At 45.3% G+C, this 16,332-nt stretch carries 21 protein-coding genes; 1 reads left to right on the top strand and 20 read right to left on the bottom strand.

Annotation, left to right across the window (positions count from 1 at the left end):
• Positions 1 to 4: 4 nt before the first annotated feature.
• From nuoH to ylxM, 16 genes are all read right to left on the bottom strand, one after another.
• Complete coding sequence (gene nuoH, locus BR02_RS0106445) at positions 5 to 1,054, bottom strand: NADH-quinone oxidoreductase subunit NuoH (RefSeq protein ID WP_031515370.1); 1,050 nt, start codon at positions 1,052 to 1,054, stop codon at positions 5 to 7.
• A 29-nt stretch (positions 1,055 to 1,083) separates the two neighbouring features.
• Complete coding sequence (locus BR02_RS0106440) at positions 1,084 to 2,190, bottom strand: NADH-quinone oxidoreductase subunit D (RefSeq protein ID WP_031515368.1); 1,107 nt, start codon at positions 2,188 to 2,190, stop codon at positions 1,084 to 1,086.
• 31 nt (positions 2,191 to 2,221) lie between these two features.
• Complete coding sequence (locus BR02_RS0106435; RefSeq protein WP_031515367.1) at positions 2,222 to 2,653, bottom strand: NADH-quinone oxidoreductase subunit C; 432 nt, start codon at positions 2,651 to 2,653, stop codon at positions 2,222 to 2,224.
• Positions 2,635 to 3,192 (bottom strand): NADH-quinone oxidoreductase subunit B, encoded by a 558-nt coding sequence (locus BR02_RS0106430; RefSeq protein ID WP_084170958.1) that lies wholly within the window; start codon positions 3,190 to 3,192, stop codon positions 2,635 to 2,637. Before BR02_RS0106430 ends, BR02_RS0106435 begins: the two co-directional genes overlap by 19 nt.
• Entirely contained in the window at positions 3,183 to 3,539 is a 357-nt protein-coding gene (locus BR02_RS0106425; RefSeq protein WP_031515363.1) for an NADH-quinone oxidoreductase subunit A, read from the bottom strand. Before BR02_RS0106425 ends, BR02_RS0106430 begins: the two co-directional genes overlap by 10 nt.
• A 549-nt stretch (positions 3,540 to 4,088) precedes the next feature.
• Positions 4,089 to 4,880: a ribonuclease HII gene (locus BR02_RS0106420; protein WP_031515361.1), complete on the bottom strand. Its 792-nt coding sequence runs from the start codon at positions 4,878 to 4,880 to the stop codon at positions 4,089 to 4,091.
• A gap of 15 nt (positions 4,881 to 4,895) precedes the next feature.
• Positions 4,896 to 5,756 carry a ribosome biogenesis GTPase YlqF gene (gene ylqF / locus BR02_RS0106415; RefSeq protein ID WP_031515359.1) on the bottom strand — a complete coding sequence of 287 codons (861 nt, stop codon included), beginning with the start codon at positions 5,754 to 5,756 and terminating at the stop codon, positions 4,896 to 4,898.
• A 30-nt stretch (positions 5,757 to 5,786) separates the two neighbouring features.
• Entirely contained in the window at positions 5,787 to 6,353 is a 567-nt protein-coding gene (gene lepB / locus BR02_RS0106410; protein ID WP_031515357.1) for a signal peptidase I, read from the bottom strand.
• Between the two features lie 62 nt (positions 6,354 to 6,415).
• The gene (rplS, locus tag BR02_RS0106405; RefSeq protein ID WP_031515355.1) at positions 6,416 to 6,757 is read right to left on the bottom strand and encodes a 50S ribosomal protein L19; all 342 of its coding nucleotides are present in this window, start codon (positions 6,755 to 6,757) and stop codon (positions 6,416 to 6,418) included.
• A gap of 143 nt (positions 6,758 to 6,900) precedes the next feature.
• Complete coding sequence (trmD, locus tag BR02_RS0106400; protein ID WP_031515353.1) at positions 6,901 to 7,650, bottom strand: tRNA (guanosine(37)-N1)-methyltransferase TrmD; 750 nt, start codon at positions 7,648 to 7,650, stop codon at positions 6,901 to 6,903.
• A complete protein-coding gene (rimM, locus tag BR02_RS0106395; RefSeq protein ID WP_031515351.1) occupies positions 7,650 to 8,165 on the bottom strand; it encodes a ribosome maturation factor RimM in 516 nt (171 codons plus the stop codon). The genes trmD and rimM overlap by 1 nt, the downstream gene beginning before the upstream one ends.
• Positions 8,166 to 8,588 carry a YlqD family protein gene (locus BR02_RS0106390; protein WP_034638962.1) on the bottom strand — a complete coding sequence of 141 codons (423 nt, stop codon included), beginning with the start codon at positions 8,586 to 8,588 and terminating at the stop codon, positions 8,166 to 8,168.
• A 75-nt stretch (positions 8,589 to 8,663) separates the two neighbouring features.
• Positions 8,664 to 8,891, bottom strand: coding sequence for a KH domain-containing protein (locus BR02_RS0106385; protein WP_031515347.1), 228 nt, complete (start codon positions 8,889 to 8,891; stop codon positions 8,664 to 8,666).
• A gap of 17 nt (positions 8,892 to 8,908) precedes the next feature.
• Entirely contained in the window at positions 8,909 to 9,178 is a 270-nt protein-coding gene (rpsP, locus tag BR02_RS0106380) for a 30S ribosomal protein S16 (RefSeq protein ID WP_031515345.1), read from the bottom strand.
• 40 nt (positions 9,179 to 9,218) lie between these two features.
• Positions 9,219 to 10,556, bottom strand: a complete 1,338-nt coding sequence (gene ffh / locus BR02_RS0106375) for a signal recognition particle protein (protein ID WP_031515343.1) — start codon at positions 10,554 to 10,556, stop codon at positions 9,219 to 9,221.
• A 26-nt stretch (positions 10,557 to 10,582) separates the two neighbouring features.
• Positions 10,583 to 10,933 (bottom strand): YlxM family DNA-binding protein, encoded by a 351-nt coding sequence (gene ylxM, locus BR02_RS0106370; RefSeq protein ID WP_031515341.1) that lies wholly within the window; start codon positions 10,931 to 10,933, stop codon positions 10,583 to 10,585.
• Positions 10,934 to 11,095: 162 nt separating this feature from the next.
• Here ylxM and BR02_RS0106365 point away from each other — a divergent pair, with 162 nt between their 5' ends.
• Positions 11,096 to 12,496, top strand: a complete 1,401-nt coding sequence (locus BR02_RS0106365) for an aspartate aminotransferase family protein (RefSeq protein WP_031515339.1) — start codon at positions 11,096 to 11,098, stop codon at positions 12,494 to 12,496.
• Positions 12,497 to 12,644: 148 nt separating this feature from the next.
• On the opposite strand, the gene BR02_RS0106360 is transcribed toward BR02_RS0106365, so the two are convergent.
• The 4 genes from BR02_RS0106360 to BR02_RS0106345 form a co-directional block, all read right to left on the bottom strand.
• Positions 12,645 to 12,884 carry a hypothetical protein gene (locus BR02_RS0106360; RefSeq protein ID WP_084170957.1) on the bottom strand — a complete coding sequence of 80 codons (240 nt, stop codon included), beginning with the start codon at positions 12,882 to 12,884 and terminating at the stop codon, positions 12,645 to 12,647.
• A gap of 187 nt (positions 12,885 to 13,071) precedes the next feature.
• A complete protein-coding gene (locus BR02_RS0106355; protein ID WP_031515334.1) occupies positions 13,072 to 14,370 on the bottom strand; it encodes an amidohydrolase in 1,299 nt (432 codons plus the stop codon).
• A gap of 17 nt (positions 14,371 to 14,387) precedes the next feature.
• Positions 14,388 to 15,047 (bottom strand): class II aldolase/adducin family protein, encoded by a 660-nt coding sequence (locus BR02_RS0106350; RefSeq protein WP_031515332.1) that lies wholly within the window; start codon positions 15,045 to 15,047, stop codon positions 14,388 to 14,390.
• 26 nt (positions 15,048 to 15,073) lie between these two features.
• The gene (locus tag BR02_RS0106345) at positions 15,074 to 16,330 is read right to left on the bottom strand and encodes an adenosylhomocysteinase (RefSeq protein WP_031515330.1); all 1,257 of its coding nucleotides are present in this window, start codon (positions 16,328 to 16,330) and stop codon (positions 15,074 to 15,076) included.
• Between the last annotated feature and the right edge of the window lie 2 nt (positions 16,331 to 16,332).

Here is a 16,332-nt window from a genome sequence, read left to right as displayed (position 1 = left end):
TATATCACCACCCCATCATTTGAAAGACCTTTAGCCCTATACCGGTAACAAATACATTGGCCACCGAAACAGGAAGCAATACTTTCCAACCAAAATTCATTAACTGGTCAACGCGGATGCGGGGGAAGGTCCAACGGAGCCACATGATTACATAAATCATCAGGTAAACCTTAATGAGCATCCAAATCCAGCCCGGTATAAAGGTAAGACCAAAGGGCGCCAGCCAACCACCTAAAAAGAGGGTTGCTGTCATAAAAGCGGCAAGCAATACACTTGTATATTCAGCCAAAAAGAACAGCGCAAAGGCCATACCACCGTATTCGGTAAAGGGACCGGCAATAATTTCTGACTCACCCTCTGCCAAATCAAAGGGTGCCCTATTGGCCTCTGCCACCATGGCAATGAAAAATATCAAAAAAGCCACCGGCTGCAAAAAGATAAACCACATATTCTCCTGCGAGCGTACAATTTCACTTATGTTCAAGGAGCCGGTTATCATCACTATGCCAAAGATCGATATAATTAACGGCAATTCGTAACTGACCATTTGGGCAACAACCCTCATACTCCCCAGCAGTGAGTATTTATTGTTTGATGCCCAGCCGGCCATCCAAAAAATCACCGTAGACAGTGAAGCCAGGGCAAAAAAGTATACCAGTCCGATATTCAAGTCCACTGCAGCCATATTTTCCCCAAAGGGTACCACCATAAATACCAGCAGCGGGGGTGTAAATATTAACGCAGGAGCTAATAAAAACAATACCTTATCCGCTGATTTTGGAATAACAACCTCTTTACTCATTAGTTTCCCTATGTCAGCGGTTGTTTGTAACAAGCCCTTGGGACCAACCCGATTCGGCCCAGGACGACATTGGATGTAGCCCGCAACCTTACGTTCCATATAAACCAGCCACAGTGCGTTAATTATAATAAACAACAGTATGGCTAGTATTTTTACCACCATTAGGGCAGTATCGCTTAACAGCGGGGACAATCCCATGTGTTCAAACATAATCCGCAACGAACCGGCAATATTAACAAATAAATTTTCCATGCCAATTCTCCCCTATAACCTAAAATTTGTTAACAATCCACTTCTCCCAGCACAATGTCCAAACTACCTAAAATAGCAACAAGGTCTGCCAGTTTCCATCCTCGGCAAAGTTGGTCAATATAGTCGAGGTTTAAAAAAGATGGACGGCGAACATGAATCCGATAGGGATTGGTGGTTCCGTCACTGACCACATAATAACCCAAGATTCCCTTTGCACTTTCAATTTCGTGATATACCTCCCCTTTAGGGGGCTTAATCACCCTGGGAACTTTAGCAATAACAGGACCCGGCGGCAGTTCTGCCAGCTGCTCTAAGGCCTGTTCAATTATACGTTGGGACTGGCGCATCTCCTCCATACGGCAGCGGAATCGATCAAAACAGTCACCCTTTTCACCCACTGGCACATCGAAGTCAAAACGATCATAAATTCCATAGGGACGGGCCTTGCGCAAATCATAGTTTACACCGGATCCCCGCAGTACCGGACCGCTCATGCTGTATTTGATGGCAGTTTCCGGTTTCAAAACACCAATATTTTTGGTACGGGCCTGAAATATTTCATTGCCGGTGATCAGCCCGTCATATTCGTCCACACAGGCGGGAAATATTTTTAGAAACTCTTCCATGGCCGGGTAAAATTCTTCGGGTAAATCAGCTGCCACGCCACCAATGCGCATATAGCTAAAGGTCATTCTGGAGCCGGTTATCATTTCCAACATATCCATCAGTCTTTCCCTTTCCCTTAAGGGGTACATAAAGCCGGTAAATGCACCTAAGTCCAGGGCAAAGGTTCCAACCGCTATACAATGACTGCAAATCCGGGACATTTCTGAGGTGATTACACGAATATATTCCGCCCTTTCCGGCACCTCTATGCCCATCATTTTTTCTATGGCCTGTACGTAACCGAGATTCATCAGCATAGAAGCCAAGTAGTCCAACCGGTCGGTGTACGGTATAAATTGTGAATAGGTTCTAGATTCTGCCAGCTTCTCAATGCCACGGTGCAGGTAACCGATAATGGGTTCAGCCTTAACCACTGTCTCTCCATCCATGGTCAAGAGCAGTCGCAATACACCGTGTGTAGCAGGGTGTTGAGGACCCATATTTAAGACAAACTCTTCTGTTCTCAACATTTATTACACCTCTTATTCCAGAGAATAATGTTTAGTCTCTACCCCCAACCCACTTAAAATCTTTGCGCAGTGGATGATGCTGATAATCATCCGGCATCAGAATTCTACGCAAATCCGGATGGTTGGTGAACTCAATTCCCAGTAGGTCGTAGATTTCTCGCTCCTGCCATTCTGCACCGGGCCAGATTTCATATAGCGAAGGTACCCTGGCGTTATTGCGGGCCACCCTTGTTTTAAACATTAACATATTGCCGGCCGGTACCCTGCAGATGTTATATACCAGCTCAAAATATTCTCCATAATCGGTGGCAGTTTGGTTTGTTAAATAATTAAAAAGATACTCTTCTCTCAGTTTACGGGCCACCGGCAGCAACTTTGAAAGTGGTATAAACAATGTTTTTTCAATTATTTCAGTCTCTGGAAACTCCTCTTTAATTTGCTGTATTATTTGATTGCTTTCCATGGCTGCTCATCCACCACCTTCGGATTCATCACCTTATGTTTAAGTAAAATCATGCCCTGTATCAGCGCATCCGGGCGGGGAGGGCATCCAGGAACATATACGTCAACGGGAACCAATTGATCTGTACCCGGTACAACACTGTAGGAGTCTACAAAGGGGCCGCCGGATATGGCACAGCTGCCCATGGCTATAACCCATTTTGGCTCCGGCATTTGGTGATAAATTCTCTTAATAAAGGGAGCCATCTTATGGGTAATGGTACCCGCCACAATCATTACGTCCGCCTGTCTGGGTGACGGACGAAATACCTCATAGCCAAACCGGGCCAAATCAAATCGCGGCCCACCGGCAGCCATCATTTCAATGGCACAGCAGGCCAAACCAAAGGTCATTGGCCACAATGAGTGGGCCCTGGCTAGGTTAAATACCTTTTCCAGCGGTGCTAATGCCACTGTTCTTTTCACCTCTTCAATAATGACGGGGTCGGTGGTCATCTCTTCAATGGGGTGTTTTTCAAGGCATGCTTTTTTTATTTCCATTCCAACGCTCCCTCCTTCCAGGCATAGGCCAGACCTAACACTACAATTGCAAAAAATAAGACCATGGCTAAAAATTCAAACATACCTGCACCGCTAAACCTTACAGCCCAGGGATAGAGATATATGGTAGCCACATCAAAGGTAACAAATAGCAAGGCATAGACAAAGTATTGCACCTTAAATCTCACCCATGCCGTACCCTGGGTTGGGGGACCACACTCATAGGTCTCTTCTTTAACACTGTTTTTGCGTCGCGGTTGAATTAAAAAAGCAGTTACAATACCCCCTATGCCAAAAATAATACCGACTACTAAAAATATAAAAATCGCACCGCCCACCGATAACATAACAAGCTCTCCCCCCTTTCATAATTACATGTGGTATGATGCTAATGGCTAAATGGAATATAATTATAAATATGCTGTTAAAGTTTGTTAGATACTCAATAATAATACTTATAAGATGTTTAAAATTATAACATAGATTTTTTTTGCTTTTTACTGTTACATTTAACCAGGTTAAAATTACATCTTAATCCGTTTTAAGATATAATTGTGATTTTAGAATATTATAACTTTTTAGGCAAGTTATAACGTTCACAAGCAACCCCCTCATCAATTAAATATTTCAATAATCATTTTGAATATAATAACCACTTTATATTATAAGCAATATCTATGCCATAGGTAATATCAATAGATACATACGGTATATTCGCCCTATTTTGATACAATGATTACATTTATTGCCTATGGTGTTCAACCTGCGAACAGATTTTAACACGTTAAAATGGTAACAAATGAATAAAAAATATTTTAATCTTACACCCTCTGAAAGCATAAAAAAGACCGTCGCTATTTCCGACAGTCTTCTTAGGCGGGCAATTGAGTTTACTTTTAAAACAATTTATCCTTTATTAATTCAGCCACCGGTGCATAACCGCTCCGGTGAATGGGACTGGGCCCATACTTCTTTAATGCTTCCAGATGTTCTTTGGTTGGGTATCCCTTATGCCTATCAAATTGATACCGGGGATATTTTTTATGATAATTCTGCATCATTTCATCCCGGTATGTTTTAGCAATAATTGAAGCGGCTGCTATGGAGCCGCTTAACCGATCTCCCCCTTTAATGGCAAACTGTGGGATGTTAATGCCGGGAATATTTACTGCATCAACAAGCAGGTGCTCCGGCCTGGTTGACAACTTGCCCACCGCCCGTCTCATAGCCAGCAAGGTTGCTTGATAAATATTAAATCTGTTTATCTCCTGCACGGTGGCCAAACCCAAGGACCAAGCCACTGCCTTTTCCTTTATTTCTTTAGCCAGTTTTCTTCTTTTAGCCGCCGATACTTTTTTTGATTCATTGAGCCCATGTATTACTACATCTTTGGGAAAGATCACTGCACCGGCCACCACCGGGCCGGCCAGGGGGCCGCGGCCCACCTCGTCAATGCCCACAATATATTTTTTCCCCTGGCTAAACAATTGTTGTTCATATGTAAATAATTTTTCCAATCGCTGATATTCCCGGAGTAATTTCTCTCGTTTGTTTTGTATTAAATGATAAATCCGGCGCACTCCGGCCCTGCCGTCGGCGGCCAGCTGTTCTAATACTTGCTCGTCCGGCGGATAATCATTAACATATTTCTTTATTTCAGATACCGTCAGCCTTGTTAAATCTATCATAATATTTACCAGCCTTTATTGGTTTGGATATTCCAAGGAGATGCGGCCCAATTTACCCTCCCTAAACTCCTTAAGCACCAGCACCGCAGCCTTATAAGTGTCTGTTACACCACCGCGCAGTAACAATCCCCGCTTAGCTCCGATTTCCTCCAAGAGGGTTAACATTTCCTCGGGTATCTCCTTTAATTTATATCTTGTTAACACCTTGTCAGGCTTTGTTTGAACTATTATTTTTAATAAATACAAGGCCACCTCTTCCACATTGACCACCTGTTCTTTGATGGCTCCGGTGGCAGCTAATTTATAAGCCACTTCTACATCTTCAAATTTAGGCCATAAAATTCCCGGTGTATCCAACAGTTCTAAATCATTATTGATTTTAATCATCTGCTTGCCCTTTGTAACCCCGGGCATATCTCCGGTTTTGGTGGACTTACGTCCCGAAAGCCTGTTAATAAATGAAGATTTACCAACATTGGGTATACCCACCACCATGCAGCGCACCGCCCGCGCTCTCCTGCCGGCAGCTTTTATTTGCTTCATCTTTTCTGCAACCAAGGCCCTGGCCATGGGGGTCACTTGGTTGATTCCCTTTCCCCTAACAGAATCTAGGGCCAGGGCAAGGCTGTTAGCACCCTTCATGGTGCGCTGCCATTGCCCTGTTACTTCTTCGTCGGCCAAATCAGCCTTATTAAGTATCACTAATCTGGGTTTATTTCCTAATATATCATCTATCATTGGATTGCGACTGCTGGCGGGGATTCTTGCATCCACCAGTTCTATTACCACATCAACCAGTTTTAAATTTTCCTGCACCAAACGCTTGGCCTTGGCCATGTGTCCGGGGAACCATTGAATGGGGTTTTGCTGCTCCATAATTAATTGCACCTCCGCCACCAAGGTGTGTTATTTTATCAGACCAAGCCTATCCAGCGGCCAATATATTGCAACTGATTTGCCGGTAATCAATTCTTCGGGCAAGAGCCCCCAGTATCGGCTGTCCTCACTATTGTTCCTGTTATCGCCCAACATGAAGTAATATCCTTCGGGTACATCCACAGGCCCGTAGTCCGGGTAGCTCACCCCCGCCGGCAAATACTCTTCCGGCATACCTTGTCCATCCACATACAAGACATTGTCTCTCATTTCTATAACTTCACCGGGCATACCTATCACACGCTTTACAAAATTCCTACTGGTGTCCTTTGGATATTTAAACACAATTACGTCACCCCGTTGGGGTTCACTAAAATAATAAGAAACTTTACTGACTATAATACGGTCATTAACCATCAGGGTCGGTTCCATTGATCCCGAGGGAATATAAAAGGGTTCAAATATAAACATGCGAATAATTATCGCCAGCACCACGGCAATGGCTATTGATTCTATTGTTTCCCTTAGTATAGAAAACTTGTTCTTTTGTTCTTTATTAGATTCTGACTCCCCGGTCCCCCGGTGATAGTTTTTCAATTTTTAACCCCCCCAAAACTCAAAAAGGGACTGTGCCCACAAGAGCCAGTCCCTCCCCATTGCTATCTGAGTTCTTTAATGCGGGCAGCTTTACCGCGCAGTTTACGCAGGTAGTACAGTTTAGCCCTTCTTACACGTCCACGGCGCACCACTTCAATTTTATCAATCTTTTGGCTGTGAACGGGAAAAGTTCTTTCTACGCCAACACCGTAAGAAAGTCTACGTACTGTAAAAGTTTCACCAAGTCCACCGCCACGGCGCCTGATAACAACACCTTCAAACACCTGAATACGTTCCCGGTTGCCCTCAACAACCTTTACGTGTACCCTTACGGTGTCACCGGCTTTAAACTGAGGAATATCAGTTTTGATATACTCTTTTTCCAATGCATCAATGAGGTTCATTGCTGGTCCCCCCTTCCCCATAGGCGTTCATATCTTATCGGTAATTAGTGATCAAGATAGCGGACCACCCGTAATTCAACAAGCGTAATTATAACATAATTATTCCTAAAGAGCAACAAATTGTAGTAATCGATAATTCATAATCAGGTATTTAATATTTTACCCAGGGTGTCCATCACCTGCTGCAATTCTTGTCTGTCTTCTGCCGTTAATTCCGCTTTTTCCAGCAAATCCGGTCTTCTTTCTAAGGTGCGCAGCAGGGACTGGCGACGCCGCCAGCGGTCAATATTTTTGTGGTGACCGGACAAGAGCACTTCCGGAACAGAAAGGCCTTGGTATTCACGGGGTTTGGTATAGTGGGGATGATCCAACAAACCGTGATAGAAGGAGTCCTGTTGGGCAGAGGCCATTTCACCCAGTACCCCGGGTATCATCCTGGCCACTGCATCCACCACCACCATGGCCGGCAGCTCCCCGCCGGTAAGTACATAATCGCCAATGGATATTTCATCTGTAACCAGTTTTTCCTTCACTCGCTCGTCTATACCCTCATAATGACCACACAGCAGCACCAGATGTTTTTCTTGGGCCAGTTCTTTGGCCATCTGCTGAGTAAAGGTACGGCCCTGGGGGCACATCATGATTACCCGCTCAGCCTTGCCCTCTTGGTTTAGCTTTTCCATTGCTTTAAATATGGGCTCTGCCTGCATCACCATACCGGCGCCACCGCCATAGGGAGTGTCATCCACTGTACGGTGCTTGTTTTGGGAGTAGTCCCTAATGTTGTGTAAATTAATACTTATAATTTTGTTATCCCTAGCCCGCTTTAGTATGCTGGTATTAATGGGGCCGTCAAACATCTCGGGAAATAGTGTTAATATATCTATACGCATTAGGTGTCCAGCAACCCTTCAGGAAGCTCCACCACCATACGGTTAGCTTCAATATTAATTTCTTTAACCACGGACTTTAAAGCCGGTATAAGTATATCTTTGCCCACCGGTGGCTTTGTTACATACACGTCGTTGGCTCCGGTCCTTAATACCTCTGTAACTGTACCTAATTTTTCACCGCTTTCGGTGAAAACATCTAAGCCGACAATTTGAAATATATAATAACTACCTTCAGGCAGTGGTACTAATTTGTCTTTGGTGATCTGTGCCAATCCACCTTTAAGTTTTTCTGCCTCATTTATGTCGTCAATGCCTTTAAACTTTAAAATAATAAAATTCTTATGCCTGCGTACAGCCTCAAGGTGCACAGTAAAACGCTTATCCTTTAAATACACTTGTAATTCATCAAGGTCATTAAAGCGATCTAAAAAGTCGGTTAGTGGTATCAGGCGAACCTCACCCTTACGCCCCTGGGTATTCACTATCTCACCAATGGTAATGTACTGCTGCTCCATTTAATCATCACCCTCAACCTTCTTCGGGTTGTGAACTCCTTGTCTAATTTCTAAAACCTTACCGTTTTCTACCAGTATTTCCACATTCATTACCTGGTTCCAGTCATCGCCCACTTTGATTTCCACCATACTCTCTACCCTGCCGTGTATCACCTCGGTGCCCGGTACCAGACCTCCAATCTCTTTAATTCTGTCCAGCAATCTTTGTTTCTTTTGTAGCCGTTCCTTGATTTGGCTGTCAATTTGCTCCAGATGCTGTCTTGCTGCATCCCTTGTCAACTTTTTTTTGTAAAAATCCAATTGCTGCAGCTCTAAATCAAGGCGCTGCACTGCCCTTTGCAGTTCAGCGGCCACAAGCTGTTTATATTCTTCTGTTACCCGCACCTTGATGACCACCGGTCTGGTAATTGTAATGCTCTGCACTTTTTTCGCCTTCCTTAGCCAAAACCTTTAAGTAGACACTGACAATAGAAGAAAAGGGGGCATTCGCCCCCCTTTTTATACTATTTCCACTGATACTTTCTTGCGTTGCTTGGTGGCAGCGGCTTTAACCACCGCACGAATAGCCCGGGCTATTCTGCCTTGCTTACCAATCACCTTGCCCATATCTTCAGGGGCTACTCTCAGCTCAATTTGTACTATTTTTTCTTTTTCAATCACCTTGACATCAACCTTGTCCGGTTGGTCAACGAGGGCTTTGGCTAAAATTTCAACTAATTCTTTCATACTATTAAGCACCCTCCCTATTGCTGACCCTCACCGGCAGCCTTCTCCAGCACACCGGCTTTATAAAACAAAGATTTAACTGTTTCAGAGGGCTGGGCACCCTTTTTAAGCCAGTCCTGTGCCTTTTCTTTATCAACCTTGATAACAACGGGCTTTTTTAGAGGATCATAATAACCAATTTCCTCAATGAAACGACCATCGCGGGGGAAACGTGAATCTGCCACCACTATACGGTAAAATGGAGCTTTTTTTGCACCCATTCTTTTTAAGCGAATTTTAGTTGCCAAAGATGTCACCTCCTTTAAATAATGTACTAATAACTAACCTTTAAAAAGGGAAGGGCAGTCTAATTTTCTTCCCTTTCTTAACACTTTTTTCCATGTTGCCTATTTGCTTAAACATTTTGCGGGTTTGTTCAAACTGTTTTAACAGGCGGTTAACATCCTGTACCTTTGTACCGCTGCCGGCAGCAATCCTTCTCCTTCTGCTGCCGTTAATCTTTTCAGGATGCCGGCGTTCATAGGGGGTCATGGATCTTATAATTGCCTCCACATAGACCAGTTCCTTTTCGTCTATTTGATCTTTTAACCCCTTTAGTTTATTCATTCCCGGAATCATACCTAAAATTTGATCCAGGGGGCCCATGTTCCTTACTTGCTGCATTTGGACTAAGAAGTCTTCCAGAGAAAATTCTGCCGTCTTCAGTTTATGGGAAAGTTGTGCCGCCTGCTCGGCATCCATGGTGGCCTGGGCCTTCTCAATAAGAGTTAACACATCACCCATGCCCAATATACGATCAGCCATACGATCGGGATGGAAGGGCTCCAGGGCGTCCAGTTTTTCACCTACACCCACATACTTTATAGGTGTTCCGGTTACCTTACGAACGGATAATGCCGCACCGCCCCTGGTATCCCCGTCCAGTTTGGTCATTACTATGCCGTCAAGGCCCAACTTATTGTTAAATGACTCTGCAACATTAACCGCATCCTGACCTGTCATGGCATCCACCACCAGCAGTATCTCGTGGGGTTTGACAGCAGCCTTAATCCCTTCCAATTCAGCCATCAATTCCTCATTGATGTGCAGACGGCCGGCGGTGTCTATTATTACCAGGTCGCGACCGGTGCTGTTGGCGTTTTCTATTGCTGCCTTAGCTATATCCACGGGGTTTTGCTGCCCCATGGAAAACACCGGTATATCCAATTGTTTGCCCAGCACCTCAAGTTGTTTGATGGCAGCAGGACGGTAGACATCGGCAGCAACTAAAAGTGGACGGCGCCCAGCTTTCCTTAAGTTGTTGGCCAACTTGCCACAGGTGGTGGTTTTTCCGGAACCCTGCAGGCCCACCAGCATTAATACGGTGGGTGGCTTAGGTGCCAAATTAATTTTGCTTTGGGTGCCACCTAAAAGTTCTACCAGTTCATCCCGCACTATTTTTACTACCTGCTGTCCCGGTGTTAAACTGCTCATCACATCCTGGCCGACGGCCTTTTCTTTTACCGACGCCACAAACTCTTTAACAACCTTAAAGTTGACGTCCGCTTCTAAAAGTGCCACCCGCACTTCACGCATTGCCTCGTTTACATCGGTTTCTGTCAGGTTACCTTTGCCCTTTAGTTTTTTAAAGGTTGCCTGCAGTCTTTCAGACAGACTTTGAAACATCAAACAGCACCTCCTGCTTTACCCCATTACTCTTCGTGCAGCCTACTAATCTCGGTTAATATATCTTCCATCTTTTCCAGATGATGGGGGTTTTGGTCCTGGCGGAAATCCCTGAGCAGTTTCAGTGCATCGGATATTTTTTTTCGCTCGTCCATGAATTTTTTTACCAACTGCAATTTTTCCTCATAGCCGGTAAGTGTTTTTTCAGCCCTTTTTAATGTATCATGTACCGCTTGCCGGGTAACGCCGTACTCTTCAGCTATTTCGCCCAAGGAAAAATCTTGGCCATAGTATAGTTCAACAAAGCGCTGCTGGCGCTCGGTGAGCAGTTGGCCGTAAAAGTCGAACAGTAGGGTAATCCAAATGACTTTTTCCATTTCGGCCTCCGTGCCTATAAAGGTAATGCACTTTACACAAAGATTTTACTGAAATAAGAGGCTGCTGTCAAGTAATCTTTCTTTAAACTTATTTAAAGGAAATTGGCCATGTTTGGCAGAATTAAAAAAGGGTCAGACTTTCCCCAGGAGGTTAATTTATTTATGACTACAAACAAGATTCCCGAAAATCTTCTCAGTTTTGAAGAGGCATTGGCACTAAACCGAGAGGAAGTTCGCAATTTACACAAAAAATATGTTAATGCCAGCCTGGCTTCACTGATGGGTTTATTAAATTTCGACTCCCAATATGTAAGGGCCCAGGGCGTCAGTGTTTGGGACAGTGACGGTAAAGAGTATCTGGACTTTTTAGGCGGTTACGGTTCACTGAATTTAGGACACAACCATCCGGCCGTTATTAAAGCCTTGGAAAGGGTAAAGGGAATTCCCAACATCTTACAGGCCTCTTTAAATACACTAACCGGGGCACTGGCCGCTAACCTGGCTGCCATCACGCCCGGTAATTTACAGCGCTGCTTCTTTGGCAACAGCGGCGCTGAGGCGGTGGAAGGGGCCCTAAAGCTGGCCCGGGCTTCAACGGGCAGACATAAGGTGCTGTACTGCCACGGCGCCTTTCACGGAAAAACCTTGGGAGCATTATCTGTCACCGGTAGAGAAAAGTATCAAAAAACCTTCCAACCACTGCTGACAGGATGCACCGCCGTACCCTTTGGCGACTTGGATACACTAAGAGGCCTACTTAAAAGTAATGACATTGCGGCATTTATCACCGAACCCATTCAAGGTGAAGGCGGCATCATTGAACCCCCTGCCGGTTACCTTGCTGAGGCCAAAGAACTTTGCCATAAATACGGCGCCCTGTTTATTGCCGATGAGGTGCAAACAGGAATGGGACGCACGGGAACTATGTTTGCCTGTGAGCAGGAAAAGGTGGTACCCGATATTTTATGCCTGGCCAAAGCTTTAGGCGGAGGAATGATGCCCATCGGAGCATATGTTACCACCGATGAAATTTGGCAACGGGCCTATGGCAGTATTGAAAAGGCAACCCTGCACACCTCTACCTTTGGCGGCAATACCATGGCTTGCGCCGCCGCCCTGTCCACCATTGAAACCTTGTACAAGGAAGATCTGGTTAATCAAGCCAAGGAAAAGGGTGAATATTTTATTGGCAAATTAAATGTTTTAAAGGAAAAATATCCGCTCTTAGCCGATGTGCGGGGCCGCGGCTTATTGATTGGCATAGAGTTCGCCCAACCCAAGGGATTTGCAACAAAGGCTACTTTAGGTGTGGTTAACAAGCTTTCAGAAGAGTACATGGGCAGTTTAGTTGCCGGGCAGTTGCTTAATAAGCACGGTATTATCACCGCCTACACCCTAAACAACCCCAATGTAATTCGCTTAGAACCACCGCTTATTGTGGAATATCAGCAACTGGATAAGGTTATAGGGGCCTTGGAGGATATTTTAAGCTCCCATAAAGGTTTTATCAGCATAGCCACTTCCAGTGCTAAAACAATATTTAACTCCCTGAGAAGAAAATAAAGACCGGTAGGGTCGTGGGCCACTACAATTCCGGTCTCCATAATTTTGAAAATAGAAAAATTATAGCACCAGCATATGCTGGTGCTTATTTTGCTCCCAGGGCTTTTGTTGAGCTTGCGAGCAATTTGCTTATTACGTTTAATTACATTTAATTGTTTGTTTTGCGAATATTGATTGCAATAACATTAAGAAAAATTGTTATTACCACAAGTATCACAGACACCCATGACAATGGGCCAATTGTATCCATAATTGCAGCCCAATCTTCAATCTGTACCCGGTGCTTAATTTCAAATATTTGCAAAACCAGCGCTATGGCACAACAGCTAAAGCTGAGGGGACAAAAAACCATACTGTTTGTTTTTCCGTTATACCGGCTTATTGCCATAAATGGAACAATCCATGCTATAAGACCGAATACAAGACTTCCCAAACTATAAAATGTTGACATAAATTCCCATTACCCTTAAACAGTATCACTGAAACCTCAATACTAAATAATGCTTCCTAAAAGCATTGTAAGACTAAGCCAGCAAGCTAGCCTAGTCTTATATGGTGCCAAGCCAAGTTTATTTCTAGGATATTAGCCTTTCGGTACATTCTTTTACTTTTCTTAGCACCTCTTCTTCATCTACGGTAAGCACCTTTCGGTTCTGCATCACCAATTGGCCGTCTATAATTACAGTATCCACATCGGAACTTTGGGCTGCATATACCAGGTGGGCATAAACATCGTGCCTAGGGTATAGGTGCGGCTTGTTAAAATCCACCAGTATCAAATCCGCCCGCATGCCCGGTTTAAGTCGGCCCACCTGCTCCTCTAAGCCCAGCACCTTGGCTCCCTTTGCCGTGGCCATTTCCAGTGCATCATAGGCCGGCAGTACAGTGGGATCCATGGTAGATACCTTTTGTAACAGTGTGGCACTGCGCATCTCTTCCAACATGTCAAGGTTATTGTTGCTGGAGGCACCGTCAGTACCCAAGCCCACCGTTACGCCCGCCTGAATCATTTTATTGACCGGTGCTATGCCACTGGCCAGTTTCATGTTGCTTTCCGGGTTGTGTGCCACACCGACATTTTTATCAGCCAGTATTTTGATGTCTGTATCGTCCACATGCACACAATGGGCACCAATGGTATGGTAATTAAACAATCCCAGGCTGTCCACATGTTGAATGGGTGTCTTTCCGTACTGCTTTAAAATATCCCGGTGTTCCGTCAAGGTCTCAGCCAGGTGAATATGTATACCTACCTTCAATTCATCGGCTGCTTCCATCACCTTTTCCAAGTATTCAGGGGGGCAGGTGTACGGAGCGTGGGCACCGAACATGGCGGTAATCCTTCCGGCAGAAGAAAGGTGATACTGTTTGATAAACTCTTTGTTTTCTTCCAGGGCTTGCATTCCATGGGGGGCAATGCCAATGAGACCTCGGGATAATACCGCCCTCATGCCGCTTTCACCTGTGGCCTTGGCAACCTGATCCATGAAAAAGTACATGTCCGCAAAGGTGGTGGTGCCGGATTTTATCATCTCTATACAGGCCAATAAACTGCCATAATAAATATCTTCGCCGGTTAATTTGGCTTCAAGGGGCCATATTTTTTCGTTTAACCACTCCATCAGCTCCAGGTCGTCTGCATAACCCCTCAATAGGGTCATGGCCGCATGGGTGTGGCAGTTTATAAAGCCGGGCATGGCCACCATGTCGCTGCCGTCAATTTCTATATCGGCAGAAAAATCTTCAGGGGCCAAAGACCCTTGGCCCAACCACTGTATGGTACCGTCCGATATATGTATCTCACCCTTTGATATAATGCCGCTCTCTTTATCCATGGTGACAATATCTGCATTTCTAATAATTATATTAGACACATATGTACCTCCCTATATTATCTTTGCCCATATTGGTTAAGGTAGAACTGCCTTAAAGCAAGCACATCACCCTCATCTATGGCAGTGGGTTTGCCAACTTGCAGGGCAACGGCGTATATTTGGGCACACCTTTCCACCATCACGGCGGTATTCATTGCTTCCTGTAAATCCCTACCAAATGCCAGCACCCCATGATTGGCCATTAAGACCGCATTGGTCTTTCCCATTACCTTGGCTACATTCTCAGCCAGCCGCCGGCTTCCGGCCCTGGCATACTCTGCCACCGGCACCCCACCGCCTATTAATGCAGCCATATCTTCCAATATGGGTGGAATGGGTATGCCTGACACCGCAAGGGCGCTGGCATACATGCTGTGCGTATGAACTATGGCTCCAATATCGGCCCGCTCCTTGTAAACGGCCAAGTGGATTTTAATTTCACTGGAAGGCCTTAGCTCTCCCTTTTCCACCCCACCGTCTATATTTACCACCACTGTCATGTCAGGCCTCATATTTTCGTATGCCACTCCGCTGGGGGTAATGACCACCAGCTCTTCTTGGGGCAGATAACAGGAAATATTTCCCCAGGTGCCCAGCACCAAACTGGATGCACCTATTTTTTGGCCCATTTTAGCTACCTTTTCCCTGGCTTCTTCCACCGTCAATTTAACTGCCAATACTTGCACCACCCAACATCAGCAGATTACTGGGCATGATTCCAGGCATTGATATATTTTGCCTGTTCGGGTGTGAGCTTATCAATTTTAATGCCCATGGACTCCAGTTTAATGTTGGCCACCCGGGCATCAATTTCTGCCGGAACATCGTAAACCCGGTTCTCTAAGCTACCTGCCTGTTCCAGCACATATTTGGCAGACAAGGCTTGCAGGGCAAAGGACATATCCATAATCTCCGCAGGGTGGCCGTCACCGGCAGCCAGGTTAACCAACCTTCCTTCAGCCAAGAGGTAAAGCCTGCGGCCGTCGGCCATCTCATATTCTTCAATATCCTTGCGCACTGTGCGGACCTTAACTGCCCTTTCTTTTAATTGTGGCTTATTAACTTCCACATCGAAATGACCGGCGTTACACATAATTGCCCCATCCTGCATCACTTCATAGTGCTCACCTTGCAGCACATCTTTACATCCGGTGGCTGTAATAAATATATGGCCGTGTTTTGCTGCCTCTAAACTGTTCATCACTGTAAAGCCATCCATATGGGCTTCTATGGCCTTTACCGGATCTATTTCGGTGACAATCACTTTGGCGCCCAGGCCCTTTGCCCGCATGGCAATACCTTTACCACACCATCCGTAGCCCATTACCACAGCAGTTTTGCCGGCGGTAATTAAATTGGTGGTGCGCATAATCCCCGACCAAACAGATTCCCCGGTGCCATAGCGATTATCAAATAAATACTTACAGTAAGCATCGTTAACGGCAATCATGGGAAAGCCCAGCTTACCTTCCCGTTCAAGTGAGCGCAACCTCAGCACGCCGGTGGTGGTTTCTTCACAGCCGCCTTTAATGTTAGCAATTAAATGCCTGCGCTCGGTGTGCAAGAGGTGTATCAAATCTCCCCCGTCGTCAATGACAAGGTCCGGCTTATTATCCAATACTCTAAGTAAATGATCTTTGTATTCTTCATCGGTGGCCCGGTACCAGGAATATACTTTTATGCCGGCCTTGGCCAAGGCCGCAGCAACGTCGTCTTGGGTTGACAAGGGGTTAGAACCGGAAATGGAAACATCAGCCCCCCCTGCTGCCAACACCTCTGCCAGGTAGGCGGTTTTGGCCTCCAGGTGAATGCTTACTGCAATCTTCAAGCCTTTAAAGGGCTGTTCCCGGACAAATTCTTCCCGAATGGCATTAAGTACCGGCATATGAGCTCTGACCCAATCTATTTTCAGTCGCCCCTCGGGGGCCAGGTTGATGTCCCTAACTAAGTAATTTTGCATAT

Origin of the sequence: Desulfofalx alkaliphila DSM 12257, assembly GCF_000711975.1 — a bacterium.
Taxonomy (GTDB): Bacteria; Bacillota; Desulfotomaculia; order Desulfotomaculales; family Desulfohalotomaculaceae; genus Desulfofalx; species Desulfofalx alkaliphila.
The sequence above is the reverse complement of the archived record's forward strand: the minus strand, read 5'-3'. Positions and strand labels throughout refer to the sequence as shown.

Coding starts and splice junctions, on each gene's coding strand:
- nuoH (WP_031515370.1), bottom strand. CDS start 1,054: ATGGAAAATTTATTTGTTAATATTGCCGGTTCGTTGCGGATTATGTTT.
- BR02_RS0106440 (WP_031515368.1), bottom strand. CDS start 2,190: ATGTTGAGAACAGAAGAGTTTGTCTTAAATATGGGTCCTCAACACCCT.
- BR02_RS0106435 (WP_031515367.1), bottom strand. CDS start 2,653: ATGGAAAGCAATCAAATAATACAGCAAATTAAAGAGGAGTTTCCAGAG.
- BR02_RS0106430 (WP_084170958.1), bottom strand. CDS start 3,192: ATGGAAATAAAAAAAGCATGCCTTGAAAAACACCCCATTGAAGAGATG.
- BR02_RS0106425 (WP_031515363.1), bottom strand. CDS start 3,539: ATGTTATCGGTGGGCGGTGCGATTTTTATATTTTTAGTAGTCGGTATT.
- BR02_RS0106420 (WP_031515361.1), bottom strand. CDS start 4,880: ATGATAGATTTAACAAGGCTGACGGTATCTGAAATAAAGAAATATGTT.
- ylqF (WP_031515359.1), bottom strand. CDS start 5,756: ATGGAGCAGCAAAACCCCATTCAATGGTTCCCCGGACACATGGCCAAG.
- rplS (WP_031515355.1), bottom strand. CDS start 6,757: ATGAACCTCATTGATGCATTGGAAAAAGAGTATATCAAAACTGATATT.
- trmD (WP_031515353.1), bottom strand. CDS start 7,650: ATGCGTATAGATATATTAACACTATTTCCCGAGATGTTTGACGGCCCC.
- rimM (WP_031515351.1), bottom strand. CDS start 8,165: ATGGAGCAGCAGTACATTACCATTGGTGAGATAGTGAATACCCAGGGG.
- BR02_RS0106385 (WP_031515347.1), bottom strand. CDS start 8,891: ATGAAAGAATTAGTTGAAATTTTAGCCAAAGCCCTCGTTGACCAACCG.
- ffh (WP_031515343.1), bottom strand. CDS start 10,556: ATGTTTCAAAGTCTGTCTGAAAGACTGCAGGCAACCTTTAAAAAACTA.
- ylxM (WP_031515341.1), bottom strand. CDS start 10,933: ATGGAAAAAGTCATTTGGATTACCCTACTGTTCGACTTTTACGGCCAA.
- BR02_RS0106365 (WP_031515339.1), top strand. CDS start 11,096: ATGACTACAAACAAGATTCCCGAAAATCTTCTCAGTTTTGAAGAGGCA.
- BR02_RS0106360 (WP_084170957.1), bottom strand. CDS start 12,884: ATGGCAATAAGCCGGTATAACGGAAAAACAAACAGTATGGTTTTTTGT.
- BR02_RS0106345 (WP_031515330.1), bottom strand. CDS start 16,330: ATGCAAAATTACTTAGTTAGGGACATCAACCTGGCCCCCGAGGGGCGA.